Genomic DNA, 26622 nt, shown 5'->3' on the forward strand with positions numbered 1-26622 from the left:
CCGCGATGCTATGAACGCGCGGGGCCGCGCACAAGCCTCGCGGGGCCCGGCGGCACCCTTCCGACGAGGCGCGGGGCGCGGGCCTGGGCGGCGCGGGCGGGGCCGTCGCGGAGGTTCCCCGCGGGGGCGCGTCGCGGGCCGCAGGCGACGGGCGCACGGAGGGCGTACGTGCGTGCGGTGACACAACTCACGCCCCCGAGCGGTGCACGGAATGCATGGTTCCGACGTCTGTACAGGTAGCAGATCACGCACCGTGTCGCCGGGCCCGGCGCCGACGAAGGGGAGCAGCCATGTCACCTGTGGTCGAACAGGCAGTGCAGGCACGCGTCGTCGCGTCGTCGCCCAGCCTGGAGACCGTGCCTGCCACCCTGCTCTACGACAGGACCGACCCCTTCACCGTCCGGATGGTCTTCCCGCCGCTCGCCACCCTCGAAGGGACGGAGGTGGTCTGGGAGTTCTCCCGCGAGCTGCTGGCGTCGGGGCTCTCGGCGCCGGCGGGCGAGGGCGACGTGCGGGTGCGGCCGTTCGGATACGGGCGCACGGTCGTGGAGTTCCACGCCCCCGAGGGCACGGCGATGGTCCACCTGCGCTCGGCCGACCTGGTCAGGTTCCTCGACCGGTCGCGTTCCGTGGTCCCCGAGGGGCGCGAACACCTCTATCTTGACCTGGACTCGGCGCTCGCCGAACTGCTGCGCGACGCCCGCTGAGACCGGTCGGGCCCGGCGCTGTTCACCGCCCTGAGGGGAGGCGTCCGTTCCGTCCCGGCCCGCCCTCGGGTCATGATGGGGCGCGACCGGAACCCCGCCAGGACCTGGAGACCCGCACGTGCCCAGCAGGAAAGCCCTGATCCGCCAGCCGAGTTCGCGTCTCGACGAGGGCCTCGTGACCCATCTGGAACGCACCCCCGTGGACGCCGTGCTGGCGCTGCGGCAGTGGGAGGGGTACGTCGGCGCTCTGGCGGACCACGGCTGGGAGACCATCGAGGTGGCTCCGGCCGACGACTGCCCCGACGGGGTCTTCGTCGAGGACACGGTGGTGATGTTCCGCAACGTCGCACTGATCACCCGGCCCGGCGCCGCGTCACGGCGGCCCGAGACGGCCGCCGTCGAGGAGGAGCTCGCGCGGCTCGGCTGCTCGGTCAACTGGGTGTGGGAGCCCGGCACGCTGGACGGCGGCGACGTGCTGAAGGTCGGCGACACGGTCTACGTCGGGCAGGGCGGCCGCACCAACGCGACGGGGGTCGCCCAGCTGCGGGCCGCGTTCGAGCCGCTCGGCGCGCGGGTCGTGGCCGTACCGGTGAGCCGGGTGCTGCACCTGAAGTCCGCGGTGACCGCGCTGCCCGACGGCACGGTGCTCGGGCATCCGCCGCTGGTGGACGTACCGACGCTGTTCCCGCGCTTCCTGCCGGTGCCCGAGCCGTCCGGCGCGCATGTGGTGGTGCTGGGCGGCGGCCGGCTGCTGATGGCGGCGAGCGCGCCGAAGACCGCGGAGCTGCTCGCGGGGCTCGGCTACGAGCCGGTGCTCGTGGAGATCGGCGAGTTCGAGAAGCTCGAAGGGTGCGTGACATGCCTCTCGGTGCGGCTGCGTGACCTGTACGTGTGATGCCGGTTCCGCCCGCGTGCCGGGCGGGGACCCGGCAGGCACGCGCTTCTCGGCCCGTGGGCCGCGTGATTCCGGATGCCGGCCCGTCCGCACCTCGCCGACCTGCGGGGACGCCCGCGGCGATCAAGCGGACTCCGCACGGCCGCTTGTGGCCGAACGGTACGCATGCGGCCGGGACCCCGGGTAGGCGGACGGTCCACGGGCCGCGGCCCCGCCGTGGTTCCTCAGACAGTCTTACCCGCTCTTTAACCTACGGTCTCGTAACCTACGAGTCCGTAGGTAGTTTCCCGTCCCCCAGGAGCACCCGTGACCCTCACCCCCTCCCACCTCGCCGGCACGGACGCGTGGACAGACGCCCGCTTGCTGTACGCGCTGGAGGAAGTGGTGGAGAAGGAGCTCAACCGCCATCTGAAGGTCGCCAAGGACTGGATGCCGCACGAGTACGTGCCGTGGGCGGACGGCCGCAACTTCCCCGGTTTCTTCGAGGACGGCGAGCCGTGGGACCCCGAGCAGTCCAAGGTGACCCAGATCGGGCGTACCGCCCTCGTGGTCAACCTGCTCACCGAGGACAACCTGCCGAGCTACCACCACGAGATCGCGACGCTGTTCGGCCGCGACGGCGCCTGGGGCACCTGGGTGCACCGCTGGACGGCGGAGGAGGGCCGGCACGGCACGGTGATGCGGGACTACCTGCTCGCGTCGCGCGCCGTCGACCCGGACGAGCTCGAACGGTTCCGCATGGCCCACATGTCGGAGGGCTACGAGTCGGACAACCGCCACTCGATGCTGCACTCCGTCGCGTACGTCGCCTTCCAGGAGCTGGCCACCCGCGTCTCGCACCGCAACACCGGACACCAGTCGGGCGACCCGGTCTGCGACCGGATGCTGGCGCGGATCTCCACCGACGAGAACCTGCACATGGTCTTCTACCGCAATCTGCTGGGCGCGGCGTTCCAGATCGCTCCCGACGAGACGATGGAGGCCGTGCGCGACGTCGTCACGGGCTTCAGGATGCCGGGGCACGGCATGCCGGGCTTCGAGCGCGCCGCGGTCGCGATGGCGGTCGGCGAGGTCTACAACCTGCGCATCCACCACGACGACGTGCTCCAGCCCGTGCTGCGCTATCTGAAGGTGCTGGAGATCGACGGGCTCGGCCCCGCCGGGCTGCGGGCGCAGGAGGAACTCGGCCTGTTCATGAACGGCCTGGACGGCGAGGCCGCCACGTTCGACGAGAAGCTGGCCGCGCGCAAGGCGCGGATGGCGGCGCGCGGCCGCGCCTGACGGCACGGCGCCGGGGCGGCCGCCGCGCTCAGCGGCGGGTGCGCCGCAGTCCGAGCCGCTCCCGCTCGGAGAGCCCGCCCCAGACCCCGAACCGCTCGTCGTGTTCGAGGGCGTAGGCGAGGCAGGCGGCGCGCTCGGTGCAGGCGCCGCACAGCTTCTTGGCCTCGCGGGTCGAGGATCCCGGCGCCGGGAAGAAGAACTCGGGCCCCGTCTGGGCGCAGAGCGCGCTGTCCTGCCAGGCGAGGGACGAGTCCGTGGAGCGGTCGCCGCCGTCGGCGGCCGTACCGGTGGTGATGTTGATCGGCATGCCGACAGGTTTCCGCACGCCGATAAACGTCCGATTGATGAACCATCAACCCTCGCCCGAGGGGCCGTCAGGCCCCGTCGCGGCCACCGCCCGTAGCGTCCCAGGCGCGGGCGGCGAAGTACAGGCGGCAGGGCCCGGCGCGCCGCCGCTCAGTGGTGCATGGACTCCATGCCCTCCATGTCCATGGAGGCCGTGGAGTCCGCGGAACCGCCTCCCCCCGGGCCGGTGTTCGCGTCGGCCGCTGCCGGGTCCGCGCCCATGGCCTTCGCGGCCTCGCGCGCGCTGCGCTCCGCCGTGTCGCGCTGCGCGGCCGAGGGGTGGTGCATCTGCTCGTACGGGGGAATCGTGCCGTCCTCCTTGTACACGAGGAACAGTCCCGCCATGCCGAGGTCGGAGTGGCTCTGCACGTGGCAGTGGTACATCCACGCGCCCGCGCCGACGTGTTCGCCCGCGATCACCTGGAAGCCGAAGGAGTTGGCGGGCCCGACGATCTTCGTGTCGATGACCGGGCTGGGGTCGTCGGCGCCGGCGAGCAGGCCCGTCCTGTTGTCGGCCCAGCGGTGCCCGTGGATGTGGAACGTGTGGTAGAACTCGCCGTGCGTGATCGAGACGAACTCGATCCGCTCCCCCACGGTCGCCTCGAGGTCCGGCCCGCTCTCCAGGTTGTTGACCTGCATGTCGTTGAAGACGACGGTGAACGTGCGGTCGGGCAGCGGGTCGCCCTTCCTGCGGACCACGAGGCCCCCGTAGAGCCCCGCCCTGATGCCCCCGGTGCCGTGGTCGGTGCCGACGACGTGGTCGTGGTAGTGCCAGTAGCCCGCGCTGCCCGGCTGGAACGTGCCGTCGGGGCGCCGCGCGGGGGCGTGGGTGCGCCAGGTGTACGTGCGCTTGCCGCCGGGCGGCACATGGCTGCGGTTGAGGCGGGTCCCGTCGCTCGCGACGTCGTAGTCGACGCCGTGCGCGTGCAGGCTGACGTCCACGTCGAGGGTGTTCTCGAAGTCGATGTGCAGGGTGTCGCCCTCGACCAGCTCGACGAGCGGGCCCGGCACGGTCGCCTTGCCGCGCTCCAGGCCGTAGCCGGTGCGGCCGTCGGCGAGCTTCTCGGCGAAGAGGGTGAGGTGGCGCACCTGTCCCCCGGCGGGCGCGGTACGGACGGCGGGCACGGGCGCCGAGGTGGCCACGGGCGCCGAGGCCACCCCTGCTCCGGCGACCCCCGCGACGGCGGCGCCGCCCGCGAGCAGCCGCCTGTTGAAGCTCCTTCTGTCCATGGCCATGCCGAACTCCCCCGTACGGGATGGAAGTTGCGGGGCGAAACGGGCCCCGGGGACGGCCATACGGTAGAGCAGCACCCGACGTTTATCCACACCCAGGACAAAGTTGGTGGGATTCCAGCCTTACCTATTGGCGGACCGCCGAAAGGGGTCTACGTTCCAAGGCTGTTGCACAGACCAATGAGGGGTGGGTGAACACATGCAGCGTGCACCACATCACCGGTCGAGAACGCGGCGCCGGCTCACCGTGGGCCTGGCCGCGGGCGCCCTTGCGGCGTCCCTGCTGGGCACGGCGGCGGCCTCGGCCGAGCCGGCGCAGGAACGCGGGGCCGCGGCCCTGGCGCTCCCGTCGCCGCCCGGCGGCGCGAACGTCAAGGTGCTGGTCTACTACGGCTCCGCCGACGAGGAGTCCCCGACCGTGGACGCCGGGATCGAGGCCGTCGAGACCATCGGGCGGACCGGGCCGCTCGCCAAGCGGTTCAAGACCGTCGCCACGGACGACGCGTCCGTCTTCACCAACGCGAACCGGCTCGGCACCTTCAACGCGGTCGTCTTCCTGACCGGGCCGGGCGACGTGCTCGACCCCGAGCAGGAGGCCGGGCTCGAAGCGTATGTGGAGGCGGGCGGCGGCTTCGTGGGCATCCACGACGCGGCGCGCACCGAGCCGTACTCGGACTGGTACACCGGACTCGTCGGCGCGCGGCCCGCCGCGGGCAGCCCGGCCGCCGTGCAGCAGGCGACCGTCGAGGTCGGCGACCGCGTCAACCCGGCGACCAGGAACCTGCCGCTCGAATGGAAGCGCGCCGACACCTGGTTCAACTGGGAGGCCAACCCGACCGGCGCGGTGCACACCGTGGCGAGCGTGCGGGAGTCCACGTACAAGCCGGGCGAGGGCGCTGCGGGCACCGAGGACCACCCGGTGTCCTGGTGCCGCGACTACGACGGCGGCCGCTCCTTCTACACCGCCATGGGCGGCACGGCCGCCTCCTTCGCCGAGACCGACTTCCGCGCCCACCTGCGCGGCGCCCTCGAGTGGACGTCGCGCCTGACGCGCGCCGACTGCAAGGCGACCATCGACGCCAACTACCAGGCCGAGCGGATCACCGCGCCCAACCAGCCGGGCCAACAGGACCAGATCGGCGAGCCGCACGGCCTGACCGTCGCGCCCGACGGGAAGGTCCTCTCCATCGGCCGCGGCGGCGGCACCGCGACCGACCCGGTCGTCACCGACTGGAACGACCCGAACGTCGGCAAGGGCACGGGGCGTATCTACGTCTGGGACCCGAAGACCGAGAAGGTGAGCGTCGCGGCCTCTCTGACGGTCTTCGGCAACCGGGGCGGCGGCGACGAGCTCAACAAGACCGAGGAGGGGCTGCTCGGTATCACGCTCGACCCGCAGTACGAGTCCAACGGCTGGGTCTACGTCTACTGGTCGCCGCACTCGCAGATCGACCGGGACACCCAGATGGGCAAGCGCCGCATCTCCCGCTTCACCATGGACCTCGCCACCGGCAGGATCGACACCGCCTCGGAGAAGGTCCTGCTCCAGTGGCCGATGCAGATCCACAGCTGCTGCCACGCGGGCGGCGGGATGGCCTTCGACTCCAAGGGCAACCTGTACGTCGGCGTCGGTGACAACAACTCCTCGCTCTACAGCGACGGTTACTCGGGCAACAACCCGGAGCCCAACTACAAGGGCGTCTCCTTCGCCGACGCGCGCCGCACCGCGGGCAACACCAACAACCTCAACGGGAAGATCCTGCGCATCCACCCCGAGGACGACGGCACCTACACGCTGCCCGCGGGCAACCTGTTCACCGGCAAGGAGACAGCGGAGGGCGGCGGCAAGACGCGCGGCGAGATCTACGCGATGGGCGTGCGCAACCCCGCCAGGCTGTCGATCGACAAGAAGACGGACGTGCTCTACGTCGGCTGGGTAGGACCTGACGCCGGTGAGCCCTCCACGACCTGGGGGCCCGCCAAGTACGACACGTTCGCCGTGATCACGCACGCGAGCAACCGCGGCTGGCCGTACTGCATGGGGAACAAGCAGCCCTACCGCGACCGCAACCTGCCCGACCCGGACAAGCCGCTCGGCTGGTACGACTGCGACCACCTGAAGAACGAGTCGCCGAACAACGACGGGCTCGTCGGCATCCCGCCCGCCGAGGCCAACAACATCTGGTACTCGCCGCAGGGCGGGGCGCCCGACTACCCGCGCGGCGACGACGGCGTGCCCGTCTACGACCCGGACCAGGCCACCTACCGCCTGCCGTGGCTGAAGGGCGGCGGCCAGGCCACCATGGACGGCCCGGTCTACCGCTTCGACCCGACGTACAAGAGCAGCGTCAAGTGGCCGCAGTACTGGGACGGCAAGTGGTTCGTCGCGGACTTCTACGACGCCACCAACCCGCGCCACGCGGTCACCATGGACCCCGCGAACCAGGGCGAGGGCGGGCTGCCCGTGCACGCCGACTCGCTGCGGAAGATCATCCCCGTGGGCGACGGCGGCATCCGCAACCTGATGGACTGGAAGTTCGCCCCCGACGGCTCGCTGTACGTCCTCGACTACGGGCGCGGCTTCTTCAACTCCGACTCCGAGTCCGCGCTGTGGCGCGTGACGTACACAGGCGGCGCGCCGACCCCGGCCGCCAAGGACCTCGTCGGGAAGGGAGCGTGAGGCGGGTGAGAGCCACCACCCGAAGAGTCCCGCCGACCTCGCGGCGGCGGACACGGCGTCTGTGGGTGTCCCTGGTCGGGGCGTTCCTGCTGGTGCTCGGGCTGACGTCGACCGCGGCGTACGGGCGGGGGCAGGCGCCCGCAGCGCCGGCCGCCGAGCAGATCCTGACCTGGACGGCGGGCGACTCCATCGAGCACTACGCGAGCGCCCCCACGACCGCGGCGGCCGGCGCGGCCACCCTCGTCTTCGAGAACAGCGCGGCCACCGGCAACACCACGGGCCTGCCGCACACCCTGACCTTCGACACGTCGGACCCGCAGTACAACAACGACGCGCAGGTCAACATCCTGGCCAACCCGGCCGACGCGGAGGGCGGCAGGCACAGCGTGCAGGTCACGCTGACACCCGGCACCTACCACTACTTCTGCTCCATGCCGGGCCACATCATGATGAGCGGCACGCTCACCGTGACGGCGGGCGGCGGCGGTGACGACACCACGGCGCCCACCACATCGGCGAAGGTCGCGGGGCAGCAGAACGCGGACGGCGCGTACGTCGGCTCCGCCACGGTGAGCGTCGCGGCGGCGGACGAGGAGGGCGGCTCGGGCGTCGCGAGCGTCGAGTACGCGCTCGGCGCCGACGGCGACTGGCAGCCCTACACCGACCCCGTCGTGGTGGACCAGGTCGGCGCGCAGACCCTGCGCTACCGGGCCACCGACAAGGCGGGCAACGCGGCCACCGAGAAGTCCGTCGACTTCACCGTCGTCGCACCGCCGACGGACGACACCGCGCCGCCCGAGACCTCGGCGACCGTCAGCGGCGAGCAGGACGGCGAAGGCCACTACCTGGGGACCGCCACGGTCACGGTGACGGCCTCCGACACCGGCTCGGGCGTCAACACCATCGAGTACGCGCTCGGCGCAGACGGCGACTGGCAGCCCTACACCCAGCCGGTCGCGGTCGACGAGCCCGGCGCGCACACCGTGCGCTACCGGGCCACCGACAAGGCGGGCAACGCGGCCACCGAGAAGTCCGTCGACTTCACCGTCGTGGTGCCTCCGGCCGACGACACCACGGCCCCGGTGGTCGCCGTCGCGGTCACCGGCACCAAGAACTCCTACGGCGCGTTCATCGGCAGCGCCACGGTGACCCTGACCGCACAGGACACCGAGTCGGGGGTCGCCGCCACCGAGTACTCGCTCGACGGCGGCCCGTACCTCGGCTACACGGAGCCGGTCGTCGTGGACCGGGCCGGCGCCCACACGCTCGCCTACCGGGCCACCGACAAGGCGGGCAACACCTCCGCTGCGCGGAGCGCCGCGTTCACCGTGGCCGAGGGCGGCGGCGTGCCCGCGCCGCCGTGCGCGGAGCACGACGAGCGGCTCACGGTCATCGTCGGCACGGTCGACACGGGCGTGCCCAACCGGCTCACGCCCAACCGGTGCACCGTCAACGAGCTGATCGAGGACGAGCGCGAGTGGACCTCGCAGGCGCTGTTCCTCAAGCACGTGGACGGCGTGCTCGGCCGGCTCGTCGACCAGAACGTCATCGACAAGCGCGAGCAGAAGAAGATCGCCAAGGCGGCCAGGCAGTCGAAGATCGGCCTGCCGGGGCAGACCACCGGCTACCGGACGATCTTCGACGGCACCGCGGAGTCGTTCGCGAAGTGGGAGCACGTCGGCGGCGGCCAGGTCGATCTGAAGGACGGCGCGATGAGCGTCGACCCGACGGTGGGCGGGGACCTCGGCATGATGTGGTACCCGGCCCGCCAGTACACGAACTTCTCGCTGAAGCTCCAGTTCAGGGACGACGCGGCGGGCACGGCCAACGCCAACGGCGGTGTCTTCGTACGCTTCCCGAACCCGCACGGCTTCCCGCTGGAGTCGCGCCCCGCCTGGGTGGCCGTCAACTACGGCCACGAGATCCAGATCTTCGACGGTCCCGGCGGCGACATGTACAAGACCGGCTCGGTCTACGGCTTCGACCGGGTGGGGCTCGCGGGCGCCCACCCCACCACCAAGGGCACCTGGAACGACTACGAGATCCGCGTGAACAAGCAGCACTTCAAGGTCTTCCGCAACGGTGTCCTGATCAACGAGTTCGACAACGACCCCGGCCAGGTCTTCGACCCGCCGAGGTCGGGTGACCCCGGCACGGACGGCAGGCGCTACGCGTCGGGCTACATCGGGCTCCAGAACCACAGCACCGCCGACCTGATCTCCTACCGGAACGTGCGGGTCAAGGAGCTGTAGCAGGCTTCCGCACCTGCCCGCACGGCCGCGGGCCCCCTCCCCGAACCGGGAGGGGGCCCGCGGCACGCCTGCGTCAGGGCTTGCGGCGCGCGCGGCTCGGCTGGACGCGGGTGGGCTCGCCGGGCGCCTTGGGGTGGTCGGGCGGGTAGGGCAGGTCGCCGAGGCCGTGCTCGCGCTCGTCGCGTGCCGCCAGGTCGAGCAGGCTCTCCAGGCCGAAGGCGTGGTCCGCCATGTCGGCGTGCACGTCGCCGAGCTCCGCGTACCTGGCCGGCATGGTCGCGATGTCGAAGTCGCGCGGCGCCACGTCCCCGACCTCCTCCCAGCGCAGCGGCGCCGAGACCGGGGCGTGCGCCTTGGGGCGCACCGAGTAGGCGGAGGCGATGGTGCGGTCGCGGGCCGTCTGGTTGTAGTCGACGAAGATCCTCGGCCCGCGCTCCTCCTTCCACCACGCCGTGGTCACCCGCTGCGGCATCCGCCGCTCCAGCTCCCGGCCCACGGCGATGGCGCACCTGCGGACCTGGGCGAAGGTCCAGCGCGGCGCGATCGGCACGAAGACGTGCAGGCCCCGGCCGCCCGAGGTCTTGGGCCAGCCGCGCAGCCCGTGCTCGTCGAGGACGGCGCGCAGCTCGTGTGCGGCGGCCACCGCCTCGGCGAAGCCGGTGCCGGGCTGCGGGTCGAGGTCGATGCGCAGCTCGTCGGGGTGGTCGGTGTCCCCGCGCCGCACCGGCCAGGGGTGGAAGGTCAGGCAGCCGAGGTTGGCGGCCCACACCACCGCGGCCACCTCGCTCGGGCAGACCTCGTCCGCGTACCGGCCGCTGGGAAAGGCGATCCGCGCGGTGGGGATCCACTCGGGGAGGTTCTTCGGGGCGCGCTTCTGGAAGAACGACTCGCCGGTGACGCCCTCGGGGAAGCGCTCCATCGTGGTGGGCCGCTCGCGCAGCGCGCGGACGATGCCGCCGCCCACGGCGAGGTAGTAGCGCGCCACGTCCAGCTTGGTGAATCCGCGCTCGGGGAAGTACACCTTGTCCGGGTTGGACAGCCGCACGGTCCTGCCGCCCGCCGCCAGCTCCACCGCCGCTCCCATGTGCGCCACGGTAGGCGCGGCACCGGCGCGCCGCACGCCGGGCGGAGTGCCGCGGGCGCGGTGAGAATCGATCCATGGACCTGCCGGTGATGCCTCCCCTGCTGCCGATGCTCGCGAAGCCCGTGAAGCGGATCCCGCCCGGCATGCAGTACGAGGCGAAATGGGACGGCTTCCGGGCGATCGTGCACCGCGACGGCGACGAGGTCGTCATCGGCAGCAGGAACGGCAAGCCGCTCACCCGCTACTTCCCCGAGCTGGTGGCCGCCGTGCTGGCCGAGCTGCCCGAGCGGTGCGTGGTGGACGGGGAGATCGTGATCGTCCACGACGGGCGGCTCGACTTCGACCGGCTCACCGAGCGCATCCACCCGGCCGCCTCCCGGGTCGCCGCGCTCGCGGAGCGCACACCGGCGAGCCTCGTCGCCTTCGACCTGCTCGCCAAGGGCGACGCCTCGCTGCTCGGGCTGGTCCAGGAGCGCCGCAGGGACGCGCTCGACGCGGTGCTCACCGGCGTCGGGCCGCCGGTGTACACGGCGCCCGCGACGACGGACGAGCGGGTCGCCGCCGCGTGGTTCGACCGGTACGAGGGCGCCGGGCTCGACGGGATCGTCGCGAAGCCGCTCGACCAGCCCTACCTGCCGGACACCCGCGCCCTCTACAAGGTCAAGCACGAGCGGACCGCCGACGTGGTGGTGGCGGGCTACCGGCCGCACAAGAGCGGCCCCGTCGTGGGCTCGCTGCTGCTCGGCCTGTACGACGCGGCGGGCACGCTCCAGCACGTCGGCGTCTGCGCGGCCTTCCCGATGCGCCGCAGGGCCGAGCTGATGGCGGAGCTCGCGCCGCTGCGGATCGATGCGGCCGACCACCCGTGGGCCGCGTGGGCCGAGGCGTCGGCGCACGAGGGCGCGCGGCTGCCGGGGGCGCCGTCGCGCTGGAGCGGCAAGAAGGACCTGTCGTGGGTGGCGCTCGCGCCGTCGCGGGTGTGCGAGGTGGCGTACGACCACATGGAGGGCACCCGCTTCCGCCACACGGCGCAGTGGCGCAGGTGGCGCCAGGACAGGGACCCGGCGTCCTGCACGTACGACCAGCTGGTGGAGCCGGTGCGCTACGACCTCGCGCGGGTGCTCGGCGGGGCCTGAGGCCCGCGGGGCCGCCTGCCGGGGCGCCGCAGGAACATCGTGTTCGCGACGATCGTCCCCGGGCTGCTGCTCGCCGCGCTCGGCCAGACCATCGTGGGCACGGCGCTGCCGACGATCGTGGCCGACCTCGGCGGGGCCGAGCACATGTCGTGGGTGGTCACCACGGACATGACACCGCTGATCGTCTGGCGCGCCGTCCAGGGCATCGGCGCGGGCGGGCTGATGGTGACGGCGATGGCGCTCATCACCGACGTGATCCCGCTGCGCGAGCGCGGGAAGTACCAGGGCGCGCTGGGGCCGTGTTCGGCCTCGCCACGGTCGTCGGGCCGCTGCTCGGCGGGGTGTTCACCGACCACCTGACCTGGCGCTGGGCGTTCCGTGTGAACGTGCGGATCGCGGTCGTGGTGGTCGTCGCGGCGGCCCGCACCGTCCCGGCCGTCCGCTCGGCGTCCCGCCCCGACACGGCGCGGGGCGTGGTGCGCGGCTCCGACACGCGGCTCGACATCGCGGGCGGCGCGGGCCCGTGTGCGCCCCGGCCGGGGGGCCGGGGCGCGGGGCGGGTCAGCCGCGGGCGAGTGCCGGGTCGGTGACGCTCCGGCTGCCGGTCTCCACGTGCCCGGCGAGCCGCCGCAGGTAGGTGTCGTCGTGGTCGGAGGTGACCGAGACGTCGTACCAGTGGTCGGCCCTGGCCGTCTGCACCGTGTGCAGGGCGCTCGCGCCCGGCCGCAGCCGCACGGAGGCGGGGGCCGCGTGGCCGTACTCGTCCCTGACCGTCAGGCGTACGGGCGTGCTGCCGTGGTGGGTGAAGCGCAGCCGCACGGTCCCGGTGCGGCGGTCGTGCTCGGCGGTGACCTCGGGACCCTTGCGGACGCCGGTGCCCGAGACCTGCCGCAGGAAGCCGTTCGGCCCGTGCACGGCGTGGTCGTGGCGGCCGGTGGCGGGCAGCGGCACGGTGCCGCTGATCCGCCGGCCCGCGGCGACGGTCCAGGTCCAGGGGCCGTCGGCCGAGGTCGTCGAGGTCACGAGGAAGGCCGCGCCCGCCGTGCCGTGGGAGGCGAAGCGCAGGCTCAGCCCGTCCTGGCCGACGGCCGCGTCGGCCGCGAGGTCGTAGGGGGCAGGCATCAGGGGCCTGCGGTCGCGCTCCTGGCGGGGCAGCGCCTGGTCGGCCGGGGGCCTGGGCACCACGTCGGGGTGGCGGTCCGCGTCCTTCGGCTTGTAGCCGGCGGTGCTCGGCAGGGACGGCACGCCCTTCGAGGCGCGGCTGAAGTCGAACGCGGAGGTGAGGTCGCCGGTGACGGCGCGCCGCCAGGGCGAGATGTGGGGCTCTGCGACGCCGAAGCGGCGCTCCATGAGGCGGAGGATCGACGTGTGGTCGAAGACCTCGGAGCAGACCCGGCCGCCCCTGCTCCACGGCGAGAGCACGAACATCGGGACGCGCATGCCGAGCCCGTAGGGGCCCGCGCCGCTGCTCGCCGGGGCCGACGGGCTGGTGCGTGAGCCGAACAGCTCCTCGTCGACGGAGACCGTCGAGGCGCCCTGGGCGGGCGACGACGGCGGGAACGGCGGCACGACGTGGTCGAAGTAGCCGTCGTTCTCGTCGTAGGTGATCAGCAGCGCGGTTTTGCTCCACACCCCGGGGTCGGAGGTGAGGGCGTCGATCACCTGGGAGACGTACCAGGCGCCGTAGTTGGCGGGCCAGTTGGGGTGTTCGGTGAAGGCCTCGGGCGCGGCGATCCAGGAGATCTGCGGGAGCCTGCCCGCCTGCACGTCGGCCCTGAGGACGTCCATGAAGCCGTCGCCCGCGGCGGCGTTCGTACCGGTGCGGGCCTTCTCGTAGAGCGGGTCGCCTGGCTTCGCGTCGCGGTAGGCGTCGAAGTAGAGCAGGGAGTTGTCGCCGTAGTTGCCTATGTACGCGTCGTCGGTCCAGCCCCAGGAGCCCGCGGCGTCGAGCCCCGTGCCGCGGTCCTGGTAGATCTTCCAGGAGACCCCGGCCTTCTCCAGGCGCTCGGGGTAGGTGGTCCAGCCGTAGCCGCGCTCGTCGTTGGTGATGACGGGGCCGCCGCCGACGCCGTCGTTGCCGACGTAACCGGACCACATGTAGTACCTGTTGGGGTCGGTCGGGCCGAGCAGCGAGCAGTGGTAGGCGTCGCAGACGGTGAACGCGTCGGCCATCGCGTAGTGGAACGGGATGTCGTCGCGGGTGAGGTACGCCATGGACGCGGCGGACTTGGCGGAGACCCAGGAGTCGTACTTGCCGTGGTTGAAGGCGGCGTGGGTGCCTTCCCAGCTGTGGTCGAGGTCTTCGAGGAAGGTCAGGCCGAGGTCGCTGCCCGCGGGGTGGAAGGGCAGCACGTCGCCCGGCTCTCCGGGCTGGTGGAAGACGGACTTGCCGCCCGGCAGGGTCACGGCGCGGGGGTCGGCGAAGCCTCTGACGCCGCCGAGTGAGCCGAAGTACATGTCGAAGGAGCGGTTCTCCTGCATCAGGACGACGATGTGCTCGATGTCCCGCAGGCTTCCCGTGCGGTGGTGGGCCGGGATGGCGGCGGCTCGGGCGATGCTCGTCGAGAGCGTGGAGAAGGCGGCGGTGCCGCCGGCCATCTGGAGGAATCGGCGACGGTTCAGGTCGACCATCGGGTGGCCCCTTCGGGTTGCGGTGCGTGGGTCGGAGACAGACTCCGCCGCCCCGCCCGCACGGCCGGGGGCCTGGCCGGGAACTGGTCGCGAACTCTTGGTGAAGGGAGGAACGGCGGCCCGGCGGACGTGGTCCTGGCGGCGCGGTCAGCCGGAGAACGTGCCGTCCACGTACACCCAGCGGCCCTGCTCCCGTGCGAAGCGGCTGAGTTCGCCGAGCACGCCGGGGGCGCCCGACGCGGTGTAGTGGGCGCGGAAGGCGACGGTGCCCCTCGTGTGGAAGGCGGTGCCGCCGGTGGTGGCGGTGATCTCAAGGCCCGTCCAGCGGGTCGCCGCGTCCAGGCCGAGCGCGGCGGGGCGGGTGGCGGCGGCCCAGGTGCGCAGCAGGTACGGCTCGTCGCGCACGGCGAAGGCGCTGTAGCGGGAGCGCATCAGCGCCTCGGCCGTCGGCGGAACGGCGGCGCCCCGGTGGAAGGGGCCGCAGCAGGCGTCGTAGGGCGCGGGCAGCCCGCACGGGCAGGGCGCGGGGCCTGCGGGGGCGGCGGGGGCGGCGGGGGTCGTGGGGCGGCGGGTGGGTCGGGCCATGCGGGACATTGTCGCCCCGCGCCGCGCCGGTGGGCGACGCGAGGGCCCCGGGGCCCTCGCGGCCTTGGCGCTCGGCGATGATCGGGGCGTGGACGTGAGCGAGAGGGAGGCGGCCCTGCCATGAGGCTGACGATTCTGGGCGGCGGCGGGTTCCGGGTGCCGATGGTGTACGGGGCGCTGCTCGGCGACCGGGGCGCGGGCCGGATCACCGAGGTCGCGCTGTACGACGTGGACGCGGACCGGCTGGCTGCCGTGACGCGGGTGCTGGCCGATCAGGCGGCGGGGGTGGCGGGGGCGCCTGTCGTCACGGCCACCCGCGATCTGGACGAGGCGCTGCGCGGCACGGACTTCGTGTTCTCCGCGATCCGGGTGGGGGGCCTCGCGGGCCGGGCGGCGGACGAGCGGGTGGCGCTCGCCCAGGGCGTGCTCGGCCAGGAGACGGTCGGCGCGGGCGGGATCGCGTACGGCCTGCGCACGGTGCCGGTGGCGCGGGAGATCGCCCGGCGGGTGGCGGCGGTGGCGCCGGACGCCTGGGTGATCAACTTCACCAACCCCGCGGGGCTCGTCACGGAGGCGATGGCCGAGGTGCTCGGCGACCGGGTCATCGGGATCTGCGACTCGCCCGTGGGGCTCGGCCGGCGGGTGGCGCGGACGCTGGGCGTGGACCCGGACACGGCGCGCTTCGACTACGTGGGCCTCAACCACCTGGGGTGGCTGCGGGGCGTGCACGTGGCGGGGCGGGACGAACTGCCCAGGCTGCTCGGCGATCCCGCGCTGCTCGGCTCGTTCGAGGAGGGCAGGCTGTTCGGCGCGCCGTGGCTCGCGTCGCTCGGCGCGGTGCCCAACGAGTACCTGCACTACTACTACTTCAACCGCGAGACGGTGGAGGCGTACCGCACGGCGCGGCGCACCCGCGGCGCGTTCCTCGTCGGCCAGCAGTCCGGGTTCTACACGGAGGTGGGCGGTGCGGCGGCGCCCGGGCCAGGCGCGGCGCTCGCGGCCTGGCACCGCACGCTGGCGGAGCGCGAGGCCACGTACATGGCGGCCAACAGGGACGCGGCGGGCCTGGGCGAGCGGGACGAGGCGGACCTGGAGTCCGGCGGCTACGAGAAGGTGGCGCTGGCCCTGATGCGGGCGATCGCCCACGACGAGCGGGCGACGCTGATCCTCAATGTGCGCAACCGCGGCACGCTGTCGGCGCTGGACGCGGAGGCGGTGGTCGAGGTGCCCTGCGCGGTGGACGCGAACGGGGCGCGGCCGCTGGCGGCCGAGCCGCTGCCGCTGCACGCGGTGGGCCTGGTGGCAGCGGTGAAGGCGGTGGAGCGTGCGGTGCTGCGGGCCGCAGAGAGCCGGGAGCGGGCGGACGCGGTCGCCGCGTTCGCCCTGCATCCCCTGGTCGACTCGGTCTCCGTGGCGCGCCGGCTGGTGGACGGCTACGCGGCCGTCCACCCGGGCCTCGGCCACCTGGGCCGCTGACCGGCCACGGCGGCAGGGGGAGCACTCTCCGCGTGCGGCGCCGCAGCGCACCTGAAAAACGCTGCGACGCCGCACACGTGCCCCACCCTGTCGTGATGGTCTCGAAGGCCGTCAGGTCAGGAGGAAGTCCGCCTGGCCCGACTTCGCGCCCTGGATGAAGGCGGCGATCTCGGCCGGTGTGTAGATCAGTGCGGGGCCGTCAGGGTCGGAGGACTGACGCACCGCGATTCTGCCGTCGGCCAGTTTCATGGCCTCGATGCAGTTCCCGCCGTTGCCGCCGCTCCACGGCTTGTGCCAGCCCTCGGCGCCGAGCTCTCGGGCGGGCATGCCGTTGTATATGCGATCCATTCACAGCTCCTTGCGGACATCCTTGAGGATCTCCTTCGTGCTTTGTGCAGTTGCGGCCTGCGCCGCCATCCGGTCCATGACCTCCAGGTGAGTGGCCACCTCAGGGCGCGCGTCGAGGTAGACGGCGCCGGTCAGGTACTCGCTGAAGACCATGTCCGGCAGCTCTGGTTCCGCGAATCGGAAGATCACGAACGGCCCGTAGGTGCCCGGGTGGTGTCCGCTGGCGAACTCCGCGATCTGCAGGGTCACATGGGGCATGTCGGCGGCTTCGAGCAGCCGGTCGATCTGCGCCCGCATCACCTCCGGGCCGTCGCCGACGGGACGGCGGATGACCGTCTCGTCCATGACTACCCAGAATCTCGGTGCGTTCTCCCTGGTGAGCAACGACTGCCTGGCCATGCGGAGCGCGACGTGCCGCTCCGTCTCCTCGGGTGAGGAGCGTCCGACGGCGCCCGCGGTGAGCACGGCGCGCGCGTAGTCCTCGGTCTGGAGCAGGCCGGGGACGAAGTGCGGTTCGTACTCGCGCAGCAGGGCCGCGGCGCCCTCCAGGCTGACGTACACGCTGAACCAGTCGGGCAGGATGTCGTGGAAGCGCTGCCACCAGCCGGGCTTGTTGGCCTCTTCGACGAGGCCCGTGAAGACCCCCGCCTCCTCGGGGCCCACGCCGTAGGCGGTGAGCAGCACCTGCACGTAGGGGATCTTGAGCGCGACCTCGGCCGTCTCCATCCTGCGGATCGTGGCGGGAGCAACGCGCAGGAGCTTCGCGGCCTCCTCGCGTTTCAGGCCGGAGCGCTCCCGCAGGTCCTGTAGACGCCTGCCGAGCACGACCTGCCCCACGGTCGGGGCCGACCGCGGTTCACTCACTTCAGGGACCTCCCCGTTGCCACGATGTGCAAGCAGTGTGCCATGACTCTGCCAGTTAGAACACGGCACTCTGGAATTTTCAGAGTGCCACTTGCCAAGTGTCGCGGACAGGTGGAGAGTGGTCGGAGTGAACCAGTTCACGCGGTTGTCGCGCTGTGCCACGGGAGAGGCACAGCGCGGAGAAGTCGCTTCCCACCGTTAGGAATCGGTCGTGGCACCTGGTAACGCGCTCACCCCCCGGCTCGCGCCTATGTGCCCTGGCAACGTTGTCCGCCGTTACGGTTTCGAATTGCCGGCGCGCGCGGAGTCCGTGGGCCGGGCCAGGAAACTCACCGAGGCCCGCCTGCTCGGCTGGGGCATCGGGGAGGGAACGTCACAGACCGCGGTGCTGGTCGTCTCCGAACTGGTCACGAACGCCGTCGTGCACGCCGCGGGCGACCACGTGATCTGCGAGCTGCGGGTCGACCAGGAGAAGCTGCGGATAGCCGTCGAGGACCAGGGATACGGGCCGACGGGGCCCCAGCTCCAGCGGGGCGGCAGGGACGAGGGCGGCCGGGGCCTCTTCCTCGTCGACTCCGTGTGCAGCTGCTGGGGGGCCCAGGACACCTCGGGCTACGGCCCGGGACGCGTCGTGTGGGCCGAGCTGCCGCTGCGGACGGACGCACCGTGTTGAGGAGCGCGCGGGCGGCGCTGCTGCGCCTCGGCCGCGGACCGCGCACCGCGGGCCCCGTGCGCGCCGACGGCACCGTCAGGCTCCCGCTCCCGGACACGCTGCCCGCCTCGCTGGGGTGCGACGCGGTGGGGGTGCCCGCGCGCCACGGCTTCCGGCTGATGGCGCGGATGCCGCGCACCGGATGCGTCTTCGCCGACACCGACTGGTGGTGGTGGATCGTGCCGGCCGGCTCCGACCTCGAACTCTCCTGGCCCTCCCCCGCCCGGTACGTGGCGGGCATCAGCGTCCCCGCCGCGCGGCCGCGCCTGATCCACTGGCCGGACGACCGCACGCCCTACACCCCGCCGATCCCCTTCTACCTCATGGTCTGCCAGCTCGCCGGCACCGCGCCCGCCTGGACCGAGGGCGCCCTGCCCGCGCCGCGCGGGAGCGCCCGCGCCTGAGCCGCGGCTCAGTCCGCGCGTACCACCTCCAGCAGGAGCGCCTGGCCGGGGGCCAGGGTGGGCAGCGGGACGCCGGCGATCGCGAGGACCGCACCGGGCAGGGCCACCCACCCGTCGAGCGCGGCGGCGAACCACGCGGGGCCCGACACCTGCTGCAGCCGGGGCAGCCCCGGCTCGTCGCGCACCCGCACGCGGTAGCGGCCCGCCGCTTCGAGTCCTGGCAGCCGCACCCGGCCCGCCTGCGCGTCCCCCGACGTCGCCACCCGCGCCCAGCAGTACAGCGCCTCGGAGCCGTCGCGCGCGACGACGCCGTGCAGCAGCACCGCGTCGTCGGGCAGGTCGGCCCGTACGGTGCGGCCGCCGTGCAGCAGCGGCCGCTTCTCCTTGTACAGCGCGGCCCACCGGGTCAGCGCGGCCAGCTCCCCCGCGTCGCGCGCGGTGAGGTCGTCCTCGATGCCCGCGTGCCCGAACAGCGCGGTGGCCAGCCGGAACGACGCGTCGGTCGTCCGGCCCGTCGTGTGCGCCACCGGGGCGCCGACATGCGTGCCGATCAGCTCGGGCGGCAGGACCTGCGCGGTCCAGCGCTGGATCGCCTGCCGCTCCACCGGGTCGTTGCAGTCGGAGGCCCACACCCGGTCCGTGCGCGCGAGGATGCCGAGGTCGACCCGGCCGCCGCCGGAGGAGCAGCTCTCGATCTCCAGACCCGGGTGGCGCTCCCTGAGCGTGTCGATGAGCCGGTACAGCGCCCTGGTCTGCGCGTGCACGCCGGGCCGGTCCCGGCCGCCAGGGCCGCGGTGCACGGCTTCGAGCAGATCGCGGTTGTAGTCCCACTTGAGGTAGTCGACCGCGTACCGGGTGACGATCGCGTCGAGCGCCCCCAGCAGATGTGCCCAGGCGTCCGGGTGGCCGAGGTTGACGGCGTGCTGGTGGCGCATGCTCGGGCCGAGGCCGGCCGAAGGGCCGAGCAGCCACTCCGGGTGCTCCCTGGCGAGCCGCGAGTCCAGGTTGGCCATCTCGGGCTCGACCCAGAGGCCGAACTGCATGCCGTGCCCGTGCACCCGGTCGGCGAGCGGTCCGAGGCCGTCCGGCCACACCTCGTCGTCCACGGTCCAGTCGCCGAGCCCCGCCGTGTCGTCGCGGCGCCCCGCGAACCAGCCGTCGTCGAGGACGAGGCGCTCCACGCCCACACCGGCCGCCAGGTCGGCGAGTGCGAGCAGCCGCTCGATGCGGTGGTCGAAGTAGACGGCCTCCCAGGTGTTGAGGGTCAGCGGGCGCGGGCCCGCCGGGTGGCGGGGCCGCGCGCGCAGCCGGTCGTGGAACCGGTGGGCGAGGCCGTCGAGCCCCCGGTCGGACCAGGTGAAGAGGGACTCGGGCGCGGTGTACGACTCCCCCGGCGCGAGCCGGATCTCGCCCGGCGAGAGCAGCTCGCCCCCGCCGAGGACCGCGCCGTGCACGCCCGCGCCCTCGGGCAGCCGCTCGGCGAGCCAGCGCTGGTCGCCGCTCCACGCCACGTGCAGCCCCCACACCTCGCCGTCCCCGAAGCCGAAGCCGGGCACGCCGAGCGCCAGCAGGTACGGGGCTTCGAGGCCCGGCCTGCCGCGCCGCACGGAGCGCACATGGCTCCCGTGGGCGAGGGCGGCGCGCTGCGGGGCGCGCTCCCTGCACCACTTGCCGGTGAAGTCGAGGACCTCGGCGGCGCGCGCGGGCACCGGGAGCAGCGTCGTCACCGCCGCCAGGTCGTACGGCTCCCCGTCCGCCGCGTCCCCGGCCGGGCGGGCGACCTCGGTGGTGACGCCGAGGACGCCGGCCGCGTCGAGCCGGTAGACGAGGGTCAGGGCGAGCCCGCTCACCTCGTCGTCGAGCCGCAGGGTGAGCTCGCGCTCGCCGACGTCGGCGCCGGCGAGCCGGGGTCGCGGGGTGGTGCGGGTGCCGCCGCGGTGGCCCTCGTGGGCGGGGGTGCCGCTCCATCCGTCGGCCTCGGTCGGCCAGACGGTGAAGCGCCGTGGCGCGTCGGGGGCGCTGTTGAGGACGGCGCCGTCCGCTGTCGCGCTCAGCGCCGCGAGGTCGTCGGCGCCGTGCTCCCCGAGATCGGCGCCCCAGTGCAGGACGCGGGGCAGGGGGTCGCAGAGCTCCACGGCGAAGCTCACTCCGGCCGCACGCAGATGGGCGATCCGCGCGGTGGTGCGGGTCAATGCAGTGTCCTCTCGAACCGTTGGGGTGGTGCGCCCTGCGCCGGTCAGTCGTCGCGCTGCGCGAGGAGCTTCCTCGTCTCCGCGGCGATCTGCGGGAACACGTCGTCGCCGCGGTCGTGGGCGAAGAAGGACTGGAGCAGGGGCTGGACGGTCTTCTGGATCGCCGTGCCGTTGCCGTAGGCGGGCACCGGGTAGAGGGCGCCCGACTTCTGCGCGTCGATGAAGGACGACAGGTCGACGCCCTTCTTCTTCAGCGCGGCGGCGGAGGCGTCCATGGAGGCGGAGATGGAGGGGAAGAACGTGCCGCTGCGGCCGGCCGCGGTCTGGCACTGCTCGGACTCCTGGTAGGAGACCCACTGCCAGGCGAGGTCCTTGTGCGCGGAACCCGACCAGATCATGTTGCCGTTGGAGTTGCTCTCCGCCGCCCGCCTGCCGGTGGGGCCCTTGGGCTCGGGCGCGATGCCGAAGTGGAGCTTCGGAATGTCCGGGTACTGGGTCGCGGACCAGGAACCGTCGGCGGCGACGGCGACCTTGCCGGAGCCGAGGAGCTGGGAGCTGCTCGGGGCGTTGCCCGCCGAGGTGAACTCGCCCTCGGTGGGCGCGTATCCCTTGTCGGTGATCTTCCGCACCCAGTTCATCGTCCTGACGAACCGGGGGTCGTCGTAGCGGAAGGCGGTGGGCCACTGCGGCTTGTCGCCCATGCGCCAGCCGAGGGTGGAGACCAGCGGGTTCCAGGAGGTCTGGCCGGTGAAGTCCTGCACGCCGAGGGCGCCGATCCCGTAGACCTCGACGTGCTTCTTGTCGAAGCCCGGCTGGTCGCCGCGGCGGCCGTGGGAGTCGACGGTGAGGTGGGCGATCATCGCCCCGAAGGTACCGCCGTCGTCCGGGTTCCAGGTGAGGTCGTCGATGTCGGCCGCGGTGTAACCGGCCTTCGTGAGCATGTCCTTGTTGTAGTAGAGGCCCGCGGTGGCCCAGTCCATCGGCAGCGCGTACAGCTTGCCGTCGGTGAAGCGGTACGAGCCGGTGCCCGTGGCGTACCGCTTCAGGTCGAGCCCCGACTCCTTCACGTACCCGTCGAGCGGTTCCAGCTGGCCGAGCGCCGCGTACTGCTGGAAGAACTGGCCGCTGTTCATGAAGGCGTCGGGCGCGGTGTCGGCGACGAAGCCGGAGAGCAGCTTGGTGAAGTAGTCGTTGACGTCGTACTGGCTGATCTTGACGGAGACGCCCGGGTGGTCCTTCTCGAAGGTGTCGGCGCACGTCTGGTAGGCGGCGGCCTGCTTGTCGTCCCAGGTCCACCAGTTGACGGTGGTGCCGCCCGCCGAGGCGGATCCGGCGCCGCAGCCGCCGGCGGCGGCGGCGAGCCCGGCCGCCGCGGCCGCGGCGGCGAGCCTGCGTGCCCTGGTGCGCATCCTCATCGTTCCTCGTCTCCTCGTGCGGTCGCGGCACCGAACGCGGCGAGCGCGTCGGCGATGTCCTCGTGCCCGCCCGCCTCGTGGCCGTTGAACTCCCAGGCCCTGATGGTCTTCCGGCCCGCGTAGGCGTGGTACGCGCCGAAGACGGTGGAGGGCGGGCAGACGTCGTCGGCGAGCCCGGTGGAGAAGCGGCCGGGCGCCAGGGCGCGCCGGGCGAAGCCGACCCCGTCGAAGTGGGCGAGGGTCTCGAACACCGCGTCGGCCGAGGCCCTGCGGGCCCCGAGGTAGCCCGCGATCTCGCCGTAGGGGCCGGCGCCGGTGACGCGCAGGGCGCGGCGCACGTCGGCGAGGAACGGGGCCTGGAAGAACCCGGCGGCGAGGCCGGGCACGAGCCCGGCGACCGCGAGTGCGATGCCGGCGCCCTGGCTGTTGCCCCACACGGCGACGCGCCGCGCGTCGACGCACGCGAGGCCGCCGACCGCGTCCACCGCCCGCACGGCGTCGGTGAAGACCCTGCGGTAGTAGTACGTCTCCTTGTCCTCGATGCCCCGGGTGGCGAAGCCGGGGTGGGCGGCGGCGCTGCCGACGGGGTCGCCGGTGGCGCCGCCCGCGTGGGCGCCGCCCTGGCCGCGCGCGTCCATGATCAGGTGTGCGTATCCGGCGGACGCCCAGACCAGGTCGTCGTAGGGGCCACCGCGCCCGCTGCCGTAGCCGTGGTACTGGACGACGGCGGGCAGCGGCGCCTCGCCGCGGTCCCTGGGCAGGCGCAGCCAGCCCCGCACGGGGTGGCCGCCGAAGCCGGGGAACTCGGCGTCGAAGACGTCGACGGTGCGCAGCGCGGTGGGGACGGGGGTCAGGGCGGCGCCGTCGCCCGCGGCGCGGGCCTCTGCGAGGGTGCCCTGCCAGAACGCGTCGAAGCCGGGCGGGTCCTGGTGGCCGCTGCGGTACTCCCGCAGCGCGGGCAGGTCCAGGTCGCTCAGCACGCGGGCCTCAGCTCTGCGTCGAGGGTGACGGCGGCGCCCGCTGCCACGGTGACCTCGGCCGCGGCCGCGCCGTACACGACGGGTACGGGCTCCGTGCCGTCGCCGCCGACCCGCCGGAGCGTGACGGCGGTCAGGGCACCGTCGCGCCAGGCGAGGTCGGCGGCGAGGCCACCACGGCACCGCAGGCCCGTGGCGCTGCCCTCGCCCCAGCCCGCGGGCAGGGCGGGGAGCAGTCTGATCCGGCCGCCGTGGCTCTGCACGACGAGCTCGGCAAGGCCGGCGGGGAAGCCGAAGTTGCCGTCCATCTGGAACGGCGGGTGGGTGGAGAGGAGGTTCGGCAGCAGGCCGCCCCGGACGGAGCCGTCGACGGGCGCGTGCGTGCCCGCGTCGTGCTCCAGCGGGCTTACGGCCTCGGCGAACAGCGCGCGTGCGGTGTCGCCGTCGCCGAGCCGGGCGCGCAGCGCGATCTTCCACGCCCAGGACCAGCCCATGGCGCCCGGGCCCCGGCTCTCCAGCAGCCGCAGGGCGGCCGCGGCGAGTTCCGGGGTGGTGTCGGGGGTGATCTGGTCGAGCGGGTAGACGGCGACCATCGGCGACAGGTGCCGGTGCCCGGGGTCCTCGTCCTGCAGGTCGTCCGCCCACTCCGCGAGGCGGCCTGCCGCGGTGACGCCGGGCGTGCGCAGGCGGGGCAGGGCCGCCTCGATCTCGGCGCACAGCGGGTCGTCCCCTGCCCCGGTGGTCCGGGCGGCGGCCAGCGCCGTGGTGAGGGTGGCGCGGACCAGGGCAGTGTCCATGGCGGTGGAGCGGGTGAGCGCCTCCGGCCTGCCCTGCGGGGAGAGGAAGTGGTTCTCCGGCGAGGTGGCGGGGAGCGTGTCGAGGAGGCCGTCGTCGCCCTCGACGAGCCAGTCGAGGCAGAACGCGGCCTGCCCGCGCAGCAGGGGCCAGGCGCGCTCGCGCAGGAAGGCGGTGTCCCGGGTGAAGTCGTAGTGGTCCCACAGGTGCTGGGCGAGCCAGGCGCCACCCATCATCCACAGCGCCCACGCCGGGTCGCCGTGTCCCATGCCGACGGGCAGGGCCCAGCCCCACATGTCCGTGTTGTGGTGGGCGGCCCAGCCCCGGGTGCCGTACAGGGTGCGGGCGGCCTCAGCGCCGGTCGCCGCGAGCCGGTCGAGGAGCCGGAACAGCGGTTCGTGGCACTCGCCGAGGCCGGTGGGCTCGGCGGGCCAGTAGTTCATCTCGGTGTTGATGTTGAGGGTGTAGTTGGCGGACCAGGCGGGGCGCAGCTCCGCGTTCCACATGCCCTGGAGGTTCGCGGGCGGGCCGCCGCCCGGCCGGGAGCAGGACGCCAGCAGGTAGCGGCCGAGCTGGAACATCACCGTGGCGGTGAGGTGTTCGTCGGCGCCGGAGAGGATGTCGCGTGCGACGTCGTGGGTGCCTGCGCGGCGGGTGCCCACGGTGAGGCGCGCGGCGGCGAGGAGGGGCCGCAGGTCGTCGCGGTGGGCGCGCAGGAGGGCCTCGGGGCCCTGGGCGAGGGCGCGGTGCGCGGTGGCAGCGGCCCTGGCGCGGTGCTCGGCGCGGGTGGCCGGGTGCCTGCCGTGCCACACGTCGGCGCCGGCCGACGAGGAGGAGACGGTGACGAGCAGCCGGGTCATGCCGGTGACGGACCAGGTGCCGTCGGCGACGGCGGCCCGGCCGTCGGTGTCGACGCGCACGGCGAGCACGGCGTACGGGTCGTAGCCGCCCGCGCGGGCCGCGGCGTCCGCGGCGGCCTCGTCCTGCGGGTGCCCGGCGTAGCGCAGCGGCTCGGCGACACCGTGCTCGTGCAGGGGCGCGCCGTCGACGGGGAGGGCGGCGGCCAGCGTCAGGCCCTCGGGCGAGGCGGTGCGGCGCAGGGCGCGCAGCGGCGTGGTCAGCGCGAGGGTGGCGGCGAGGGTGCCGCCGGTGACCGCGAGGTCGAGGCAGAGCGCGTCGGCGGGGCGGCTCGCCCAGGTCCTGCGGCGCACGGTCAGCGGCCCCTCGGTGGCCGACTCCTCGACGACGCCGTCGTCGAGGCCGAGGGTACGGCCGCCGTAGCGGGCCGCGGCGGTCAGGCCGAGGCCCAGGGCGAGGTCGGCGAACGGCAGGTACTCCTGGGTGTACCGGCCCTCGAAGGTCATCAGCAGGGACTCGGCGCCGCGGTGGTCGCCCGCGCGCAGCGCGTCGCGGGCGGCGGCGAGCCTGGCGGGTCCCGCGCCGGCTGCCCGTACGGCGGCGAGGCCCTCTGCGGGGGTGGCGGGGGTGCCCGACCACAGCGTCGAGTCGTTGATCTGGACGCGCGCGGACGTGGTGCCCCCGAAGACCATGGCCCCGAGGCGGCCGTTGCCGACCGGTGCGGCCTCGTGCCATGCGGCGGCCGGCCTCGGCCAGTGCAGTCGCAGGTCGTCGTTCATGGGTGGCGGTTCCTGGTTTTCTACTTGATGCCGGTGAAGCCGATGGAGTTGACGATGCGCCGGCCGAAGACCATGAAGAGGACCAGCATCGGCAGGGCGGCGATCATGGTGGCGGCCATCAGGCCCGCCCAGTCGGGCGCGGCCTGCGGCGAGGACTGCTTGAACACGCCGAGCGCGAGGGTGAGGGGCCTTGCGTGCTCGTCGTTGGTGACGAGCAGCGGCCAGAAGTAGTCGTTCCAGGTGTTGATGAACGTCAGCAGGGAGAGCGTCGCGAGGGGCGCGGACGTCATCGGCAGGGTGATGGTGAAGAAGATCCGCATCCGGCTCGCGCCGTCCACGACGGCGGCCTCCTCGACCTCGGTGCTCAGGCCGAGCATGAACTGGCGCAGGAAGAAGATGTCGAAGGCAGAGAAGAAGGCGCCGGGCAGGATCAGGCCGGTGAACGAGTTCAGCTGGTGGATGTCGCGGATGAGGATGAAGTTGGGCAGCAGGGTGAGGATCGCGGGGACCATCAGCGCGCCGAGGAGGACGTTGAACACGGCGCCGCGGCCGCGCCAGTGCAGCCGGGAGAAGGCGTAGGCGGCCGTCGCCGAGCAGAACACGACGAGGGCGGTCTGCACCGTCGCGTAGACGAGGGAGTTGCGCAGGAACAGGGCGGTGTCGAGGGAGGCGCCGGAGCCGCCCTGGGCCTGGGCCTCGGCGCGTGAGGCGAGGCCCAGGGCGCGTTCGAAGGCGCCCCAGGTGAAGTCGACGGGCAGGAGGGACGACGGGTCGGTGGGCAGCGCCACGTTGTCCGACAGCGCGGTCCGCAGGATCCAGTAGAAGGGGAAGACCGTCACGACCAGCACGACGGCGATGAAGATCCAGGCGGCGAGCCTGCCGGGTGAGAAGGGGCGGCGCGGCCCCGGCGGGGCCGCGCCGCCGGATGTGCCCCCGGTGGTGCGGGTCCCGCCCGACGTGAGCATGGACATGG

The 26622-nt window shown here is 73.3% G+C and carries 21 protein-coding genes and 1 pseudogene; 10 read left to right on the top strand and 12 right to left on the bottom strand.

Annotated features, from left to right (window positions below):
* Nucleotides 1-290: 290 nt before the first annotated feature.
* The 3 genes from AB0910_RS01800 (at nucleotide 291) to AB0910_RS01810 (ending at nucleotide 2883) form a co-directional block, all read left to right on the top strand.
* Nucleotides 291-707: an SsgA family sporulation/cell division regulator gene (locus AB0910_RS01800; RefSeq protein ID WP_366742485.1), complete on the top strand. Its 417-nt coding sequence runs from the start codon at nucleotides 291-293 to the stop codon at nucleotides 705-707.
* A 118-nt stretch (nucleotides 708-825) separates the two neighbouring features.
* On the top strand, nucleotides 826-1602 hold the full coding sequence (ddaH, locus tag AB0910_RS01805) for a dimethylargininase (protein WP_366742486.1): 777 nt from the start codon (nucleotides 826-828) through the stop codon (nucleotides 1600-1602).
* Nucleotides 1603-1908: 306 nt separating this feature from the next.
* The gene (locus AB0910_RS01810; RefSeq protein ID WP_366742487.1) at nucleotides 1909-2883 is read left to right on the top strand and encodes an acyl-ACP desaturase; all 975 of its coding nucleotides are present in this window, start codon (nucleotides 1909-1911) and stop codon (nucleotides 2881-2883) included.
* A 28-nt stretch (nucleotides 2884-2911) separates the two neighbouring features.
* On the opposite strand, the gene AB0910_RS01815 is transcribed toward AB0910_RS01810, so the two are convergent.
* Both AB0910_RS01815 and AB0910_RS01820 read right to left on the bottom strand, forming a co-directional pair.
* Nucleotides 2912-3190 (bottom strand): WhiB family transcriptional regulator, encoded by a 279-nt coding sequence (locus tag AB0910_RS01815; RefSeq protein WP_366742488.1) that lies wholly within the window; start codon nucleotides 3188-3190, stop codon nucleotides 2912-2914.
* 149 nt (nucleotides 3191-3339) lie between these two features.
* Entirely contained in the window at nucleotides 3340-4458 is a 1119-nt protein-coding gene (locus AB0910_RS01820) for a multicopper oxidase domain-containing protein (protein WP_366742736.1), read from the bottom strand.
* Nucleotides 4459-4660: 202 nt separating this feature from the next.
* Between AB0910_RS01820 and AB0910_RS01825 the strand changes: the two genes are divergently transcribed.
* Together AB0910_RS01825 and AB0910_RS01830 are read left to right on the top strand one after the other, a co-directional pair.
* Nucleotides 4661-7141: a ThuA domain-containing protein gene (locus AB0910_RS01825; RefSeq protein WP_366742489.1), complete on the top strand. Its 2481-nt coding sequence runs from the start codon at nucleotides 4661-4663 to the stop codon at nucleotides 7139-7141.
* Between the two features lie 65 nt (nucleotides 7142-7206).
* On the top strand, nucleotides 7207-9393 hold the full coding sequence (locus AB0910_RS01830) for a family 16 glycoside hydrolase (protein WP_366742490.1): 2187 nt from the start codon (nucleotides 7207-7209) through the stop codon (nucleotides 9391-9393).
* Nucleotides 9394-9466: 73 nt separating this feature from the next.
* On the opposite strand, the gene ligD is transcribed toward AB0910_RS01830, so the two are convergent.
* Nucleotides 9467-10477 carry a non-homologous end-joining DNA ligase gene (gene ligD / locus AB0910_RS01835; protein ID WP_366742491.1) on the bottom strand — a complete coding sequence of 337 codons (1011 nt, stop codon included), beginning with the start codon at nucleotides 10475-10477 and terminating at the stop codon, nucleotides 9467-9469.
* A 74-nt stretch (nucleotides 10478-10551) separates the two neighbouring features.
* On the opposite strand from ligD, the gene AB0910_RS01840 reads away from it, so the two are divergent.
* Nucleotides 10552-11613 carry an ATP-dependent DNA ligase gene (locus AB0910_RS01840; RefSeq protein WP_366742492.1) on the top strand — a complete coding sequence of 354 codons (1062 nt, stop codon included), beginning with the start codon at nucleotides 10552-10554 and terminating at the stop codon, nucleotides 11611-11613.
* Between the two features lie 15 nt (nucleotides 11614-11628).
* Nucleotides 11629-12071, top strand: a pseudogene (locus tag AB0910_RS01845) (MFS transporter); the annotation flags it as partial.
* A gap of 103 nt (nucleotides 12072-12174) precedes the next feature.
* Here AB0910_RS01845 and AB0910_RS01850 read toward each other — a convergent pair.
* Nucleotides 12175-14244 carry a phosphocholine-specific phospholipase C gene (locus AB0910_RS01850; RefSeq protein ID WP_366742493.1) on the bottom strand — a complete coding sequence of 690 codons (2070 nt, stop codon included), beginning with the start codon at nucleotides 14242-14244 and terminating at the stop codon, nucleotides 12175-12177.
* 147 nt (nucleotides 14245-14391) lie between these two features.
* Entirely contained in the window at nucleotides 14392-14829 is a 438-nt protein-coding gene (locus AB0910_RS01855) for a YchJ family metal-binding protein (RefSeq protein WP_366742494.1), read from the bottom strand.
* A 120-nt stretch (nucleotides 14830-14949) separates the two neighbouring features.
* Between AB0910_RS01855 and AB0910_RS01860 the strand changes: the two genes are divergently transcribed.
* A complete protein-coding gene (locus tag AB0910_RS01860) occupies nucleotides 14950-16305 on the top strand; it encodes a 6-phospho-beta-glucosidase (RefSeq protein ID WP_366742495.1) in 1356 nt (451 codons plus the stop codon).
* Nucleotides 16306-16416: 111 nt separating this feature from the next.
* On the opposite strand, the gene AB0910_RS01865 is transcribed toward AB0910_RS01860, so the two are convergent.
* Both AB0910_RS01865 and AB0910_RS01870 read right to left on the bottom strand, forming a co-directional pair.
* Nucleotides 16417-16653 carry a DUF397 domain-containing protein gene (locus tag AB0910_RS01865; protein WP_366742496.1) on the bottom strand — a complete coding sequence of 79 codons (237 nt, stop codon included), beginning with the start codon at nucleotides 16651-16653 and terminating at the stop codon, nucleotides 16417-16419.
* Entirely contained in the window at nucleotides 16654-17517 is an 864-nt protein-coding gene (locus AB0910_RS01870) for a helix-turn-helix transcriptional regulator (RefSeq protein ID WP_366742497.1), read from the bottom strand.
* A gap of 211 nt (nucleotides 17518-17728) precedes the next feature.
* On the opposite strand from AB0910_RS01870, the gene AB0910_RS01875 reads away from it, so the two are divergent.
* Together AB0910_RS01875 and AB0910_RS01880 are read left to right on the top strand one after the other, a co-directional pair.
* Nucleotides 17729-18190, top strand: coding sequence for an ATP-binding protein (locus tag AB0910_RS01875; RefSeq protein WP_366742498.1), 462 nt, complete (start codon nucleotides 17729-17731; stop codon nucleotides 18188-18190).
* 17 nt (nucleotides 18191-18207) lie between these two features.
* Nucleotides 18208-18633: a hypothetical protein gene (locus AB0910_RS01880; RefSeq protein WP_366742737.1), complete on the top strand. Its 426-nt coding sequence runs from the start codon at nucleotides 18208-18210 to the stop codon at nucleotides 18631-18633.
* Nucleotides 18634-18641: 8 nt separating this feature from the next.
* Here AB0910_RS01880 and AB0910_RS01885 read toward each other — a convergent pair whose 3' ends face one another.
* From AB0910_RS01885 to AB0910_RS01905, 5 genes are read right to left on the bottom strand one after another with little or no spacing between them, the layout of a single operon-like run.
* Nucleotides 18642-20825 (bottom strand): alpha-galactosidase, encoded by a 2184-nt coding sequence (locus AB0910_RS01885; protein ID WP_366742499.1) that lies wholly within the window; start codon nucleotides 20823-20825, stop codon nucleotides 18642-18644.
* Nucleotides 20826-20869: 44 nt separating this feature from the next.
* Nucleotides 20870-22234, bottom strand: a complete 1365-nt coding sequence (locus AB0910_RS01890) for a sugar ABC transporter substrate-binding protein (protein WP_366742500.1) — start codon at nucleotides 22232-22234, stop codon at nucleotides 20870-20872.
* Nucleotides 22235-22236: 2 nt separating this feature from the next.
* Nucleotides 22237-23220 carry an acetylxylan esterase gene (locus tag AB0910_RS01895; RefSeq protein WP_366742501.1) on the bottom strand — a complete coding sequence of 328 codons (984 nt, stop codon included), beginning with the start codon at nucleotides 23218-23220 and terminating at the stop codon, nucleotides 22237-22239.
* Nucleotides 23214-25649: a glycoside hydrolase N-terminal domain-containing protein gene (locus AB0910_RS01900; protein ID WP_366742502.1), complete on the bottom strand. Its 2436-nt coding sequence runs from the start codon at nucleotides 25647-25649 to the stop codon at nucleotides 23214-23216. The genes AB0910_RS01895 and AB0910_RS01900 overlap by 7 nt, the downstream gene beginning before the upstream one ends.
* Nucleotides 25650-25669: 20 nt before the next feature.
* Nucleotides 25670-26614: a carbohydrate ABC transporter permease gene (locus tag AB0910_RS01905; RefSeq protein ID WP_366742738.1), complete on the bottom strand. Its 945-nt coding sequence runs from the start codon at nucleotides 26612-26614 to the stop codon at nucleotides 25670-25672.
* Nucleotides 26615-26622 lie beyond the last annotated feature (8 nt).

The sequence above is a fragment of the Streptomyces sp. NPDC047002 genome, assembly GCF_040704505.1.
Lineage (GTDB): Bacteria > Actinomycetota > Actinomycetes > Streptomycetales > Streptomycetaceae > Streptomyces.

Coding starts and splice junctions, on each gene's coding strand:
- AB0910_RS01800 (WP_366742485.1), top strand. CDS start 291: ATGTCACCTGTGGTCGAACAGGCAGTGCAGGCACGCGTCGTCGCGTCG.
- AB0910_RS01815 (WP_366742488.1), bottom strand. CDS start 3,190: ATGCCGATCAACATCACCACCGGTACGGCCGCCGACGGCGGCGACCGC.
- AB0910_RS01820 (WP_366742736.1), bottom strand. CDS start 4,458: ATGGACAGAAGGAGCTTCAACAGGCGGCTGCTCGCGGGCGGCGCCGCC.
- AB0910_RS01825 (WP_366742489.1), top strand. CDS start 4,661: ATGCAGCGTGCACCACATCACCGGTCGAGAACGCGGCGCCGGCTCACC.
- ligD (WP_366742491.1), bottom strand. CDS start 10,477: ATGGGAGCGGCGGTGGAGCTGGCGGCGGGCGGCAGGACCGTGCGGCTG.
- AB0910_RS01840 (WP_366742492.1), top strand. CDS start 10,552: ATGGACCTGCCGGTGATGCCTCCCCTGCTGCCGATGCTCGCGAAGCCC.
- AB0910_RS01850 (WP_366742493.1), bottom strand. CDS start 14,244: ATGGTCGACCTGAACCGTCGCCGATTCCTCCAGATGGCCGGCGGCACC.
- AB0910_RS01855 (WP_366742494.1), bottom strand. CDS start 14,829: ATGGCCCGACCCACCCGCCGCCCCACGACCCCCGCCGCCCCCGCCGCC.
- AB0910_RS01860 (WP_366742495.1), top strand. CDS start 14,950: ATGAGGCTGACGATTCTGGGCGGCGGCGGGTTCCGGGTGCCGATGGTG.
- AB0910_RS01865 (WP_366742496.1), bottom strand. CDS start 16,653: ATGGATCGCATATACAACGGCATGCCCGCCCGAGAGCTCGGCGCCGAG.
- AB0910_RS01890 (WP_366742500.1), bottom strand. CDS start 22,234: ATGCGCACCAGGGCACGCAGGCTCGCCGCCGCGGCCGCGGCGGCCGGG.
- AB0910_RS01900 (WP_366742502.1), bottom strand. CDS start 25,649: ATGAACGACGACCTGCGACTGCACTGGCCGAGGCCGGCCGCCGCATGG.
- AB0910_RS01905 (WP_366742738.1), bottom strand. CDS start 26,614: ATGCTCACGTCGGGCGGGACCCGCACCACCGGGGGCACATCCGGCGGC.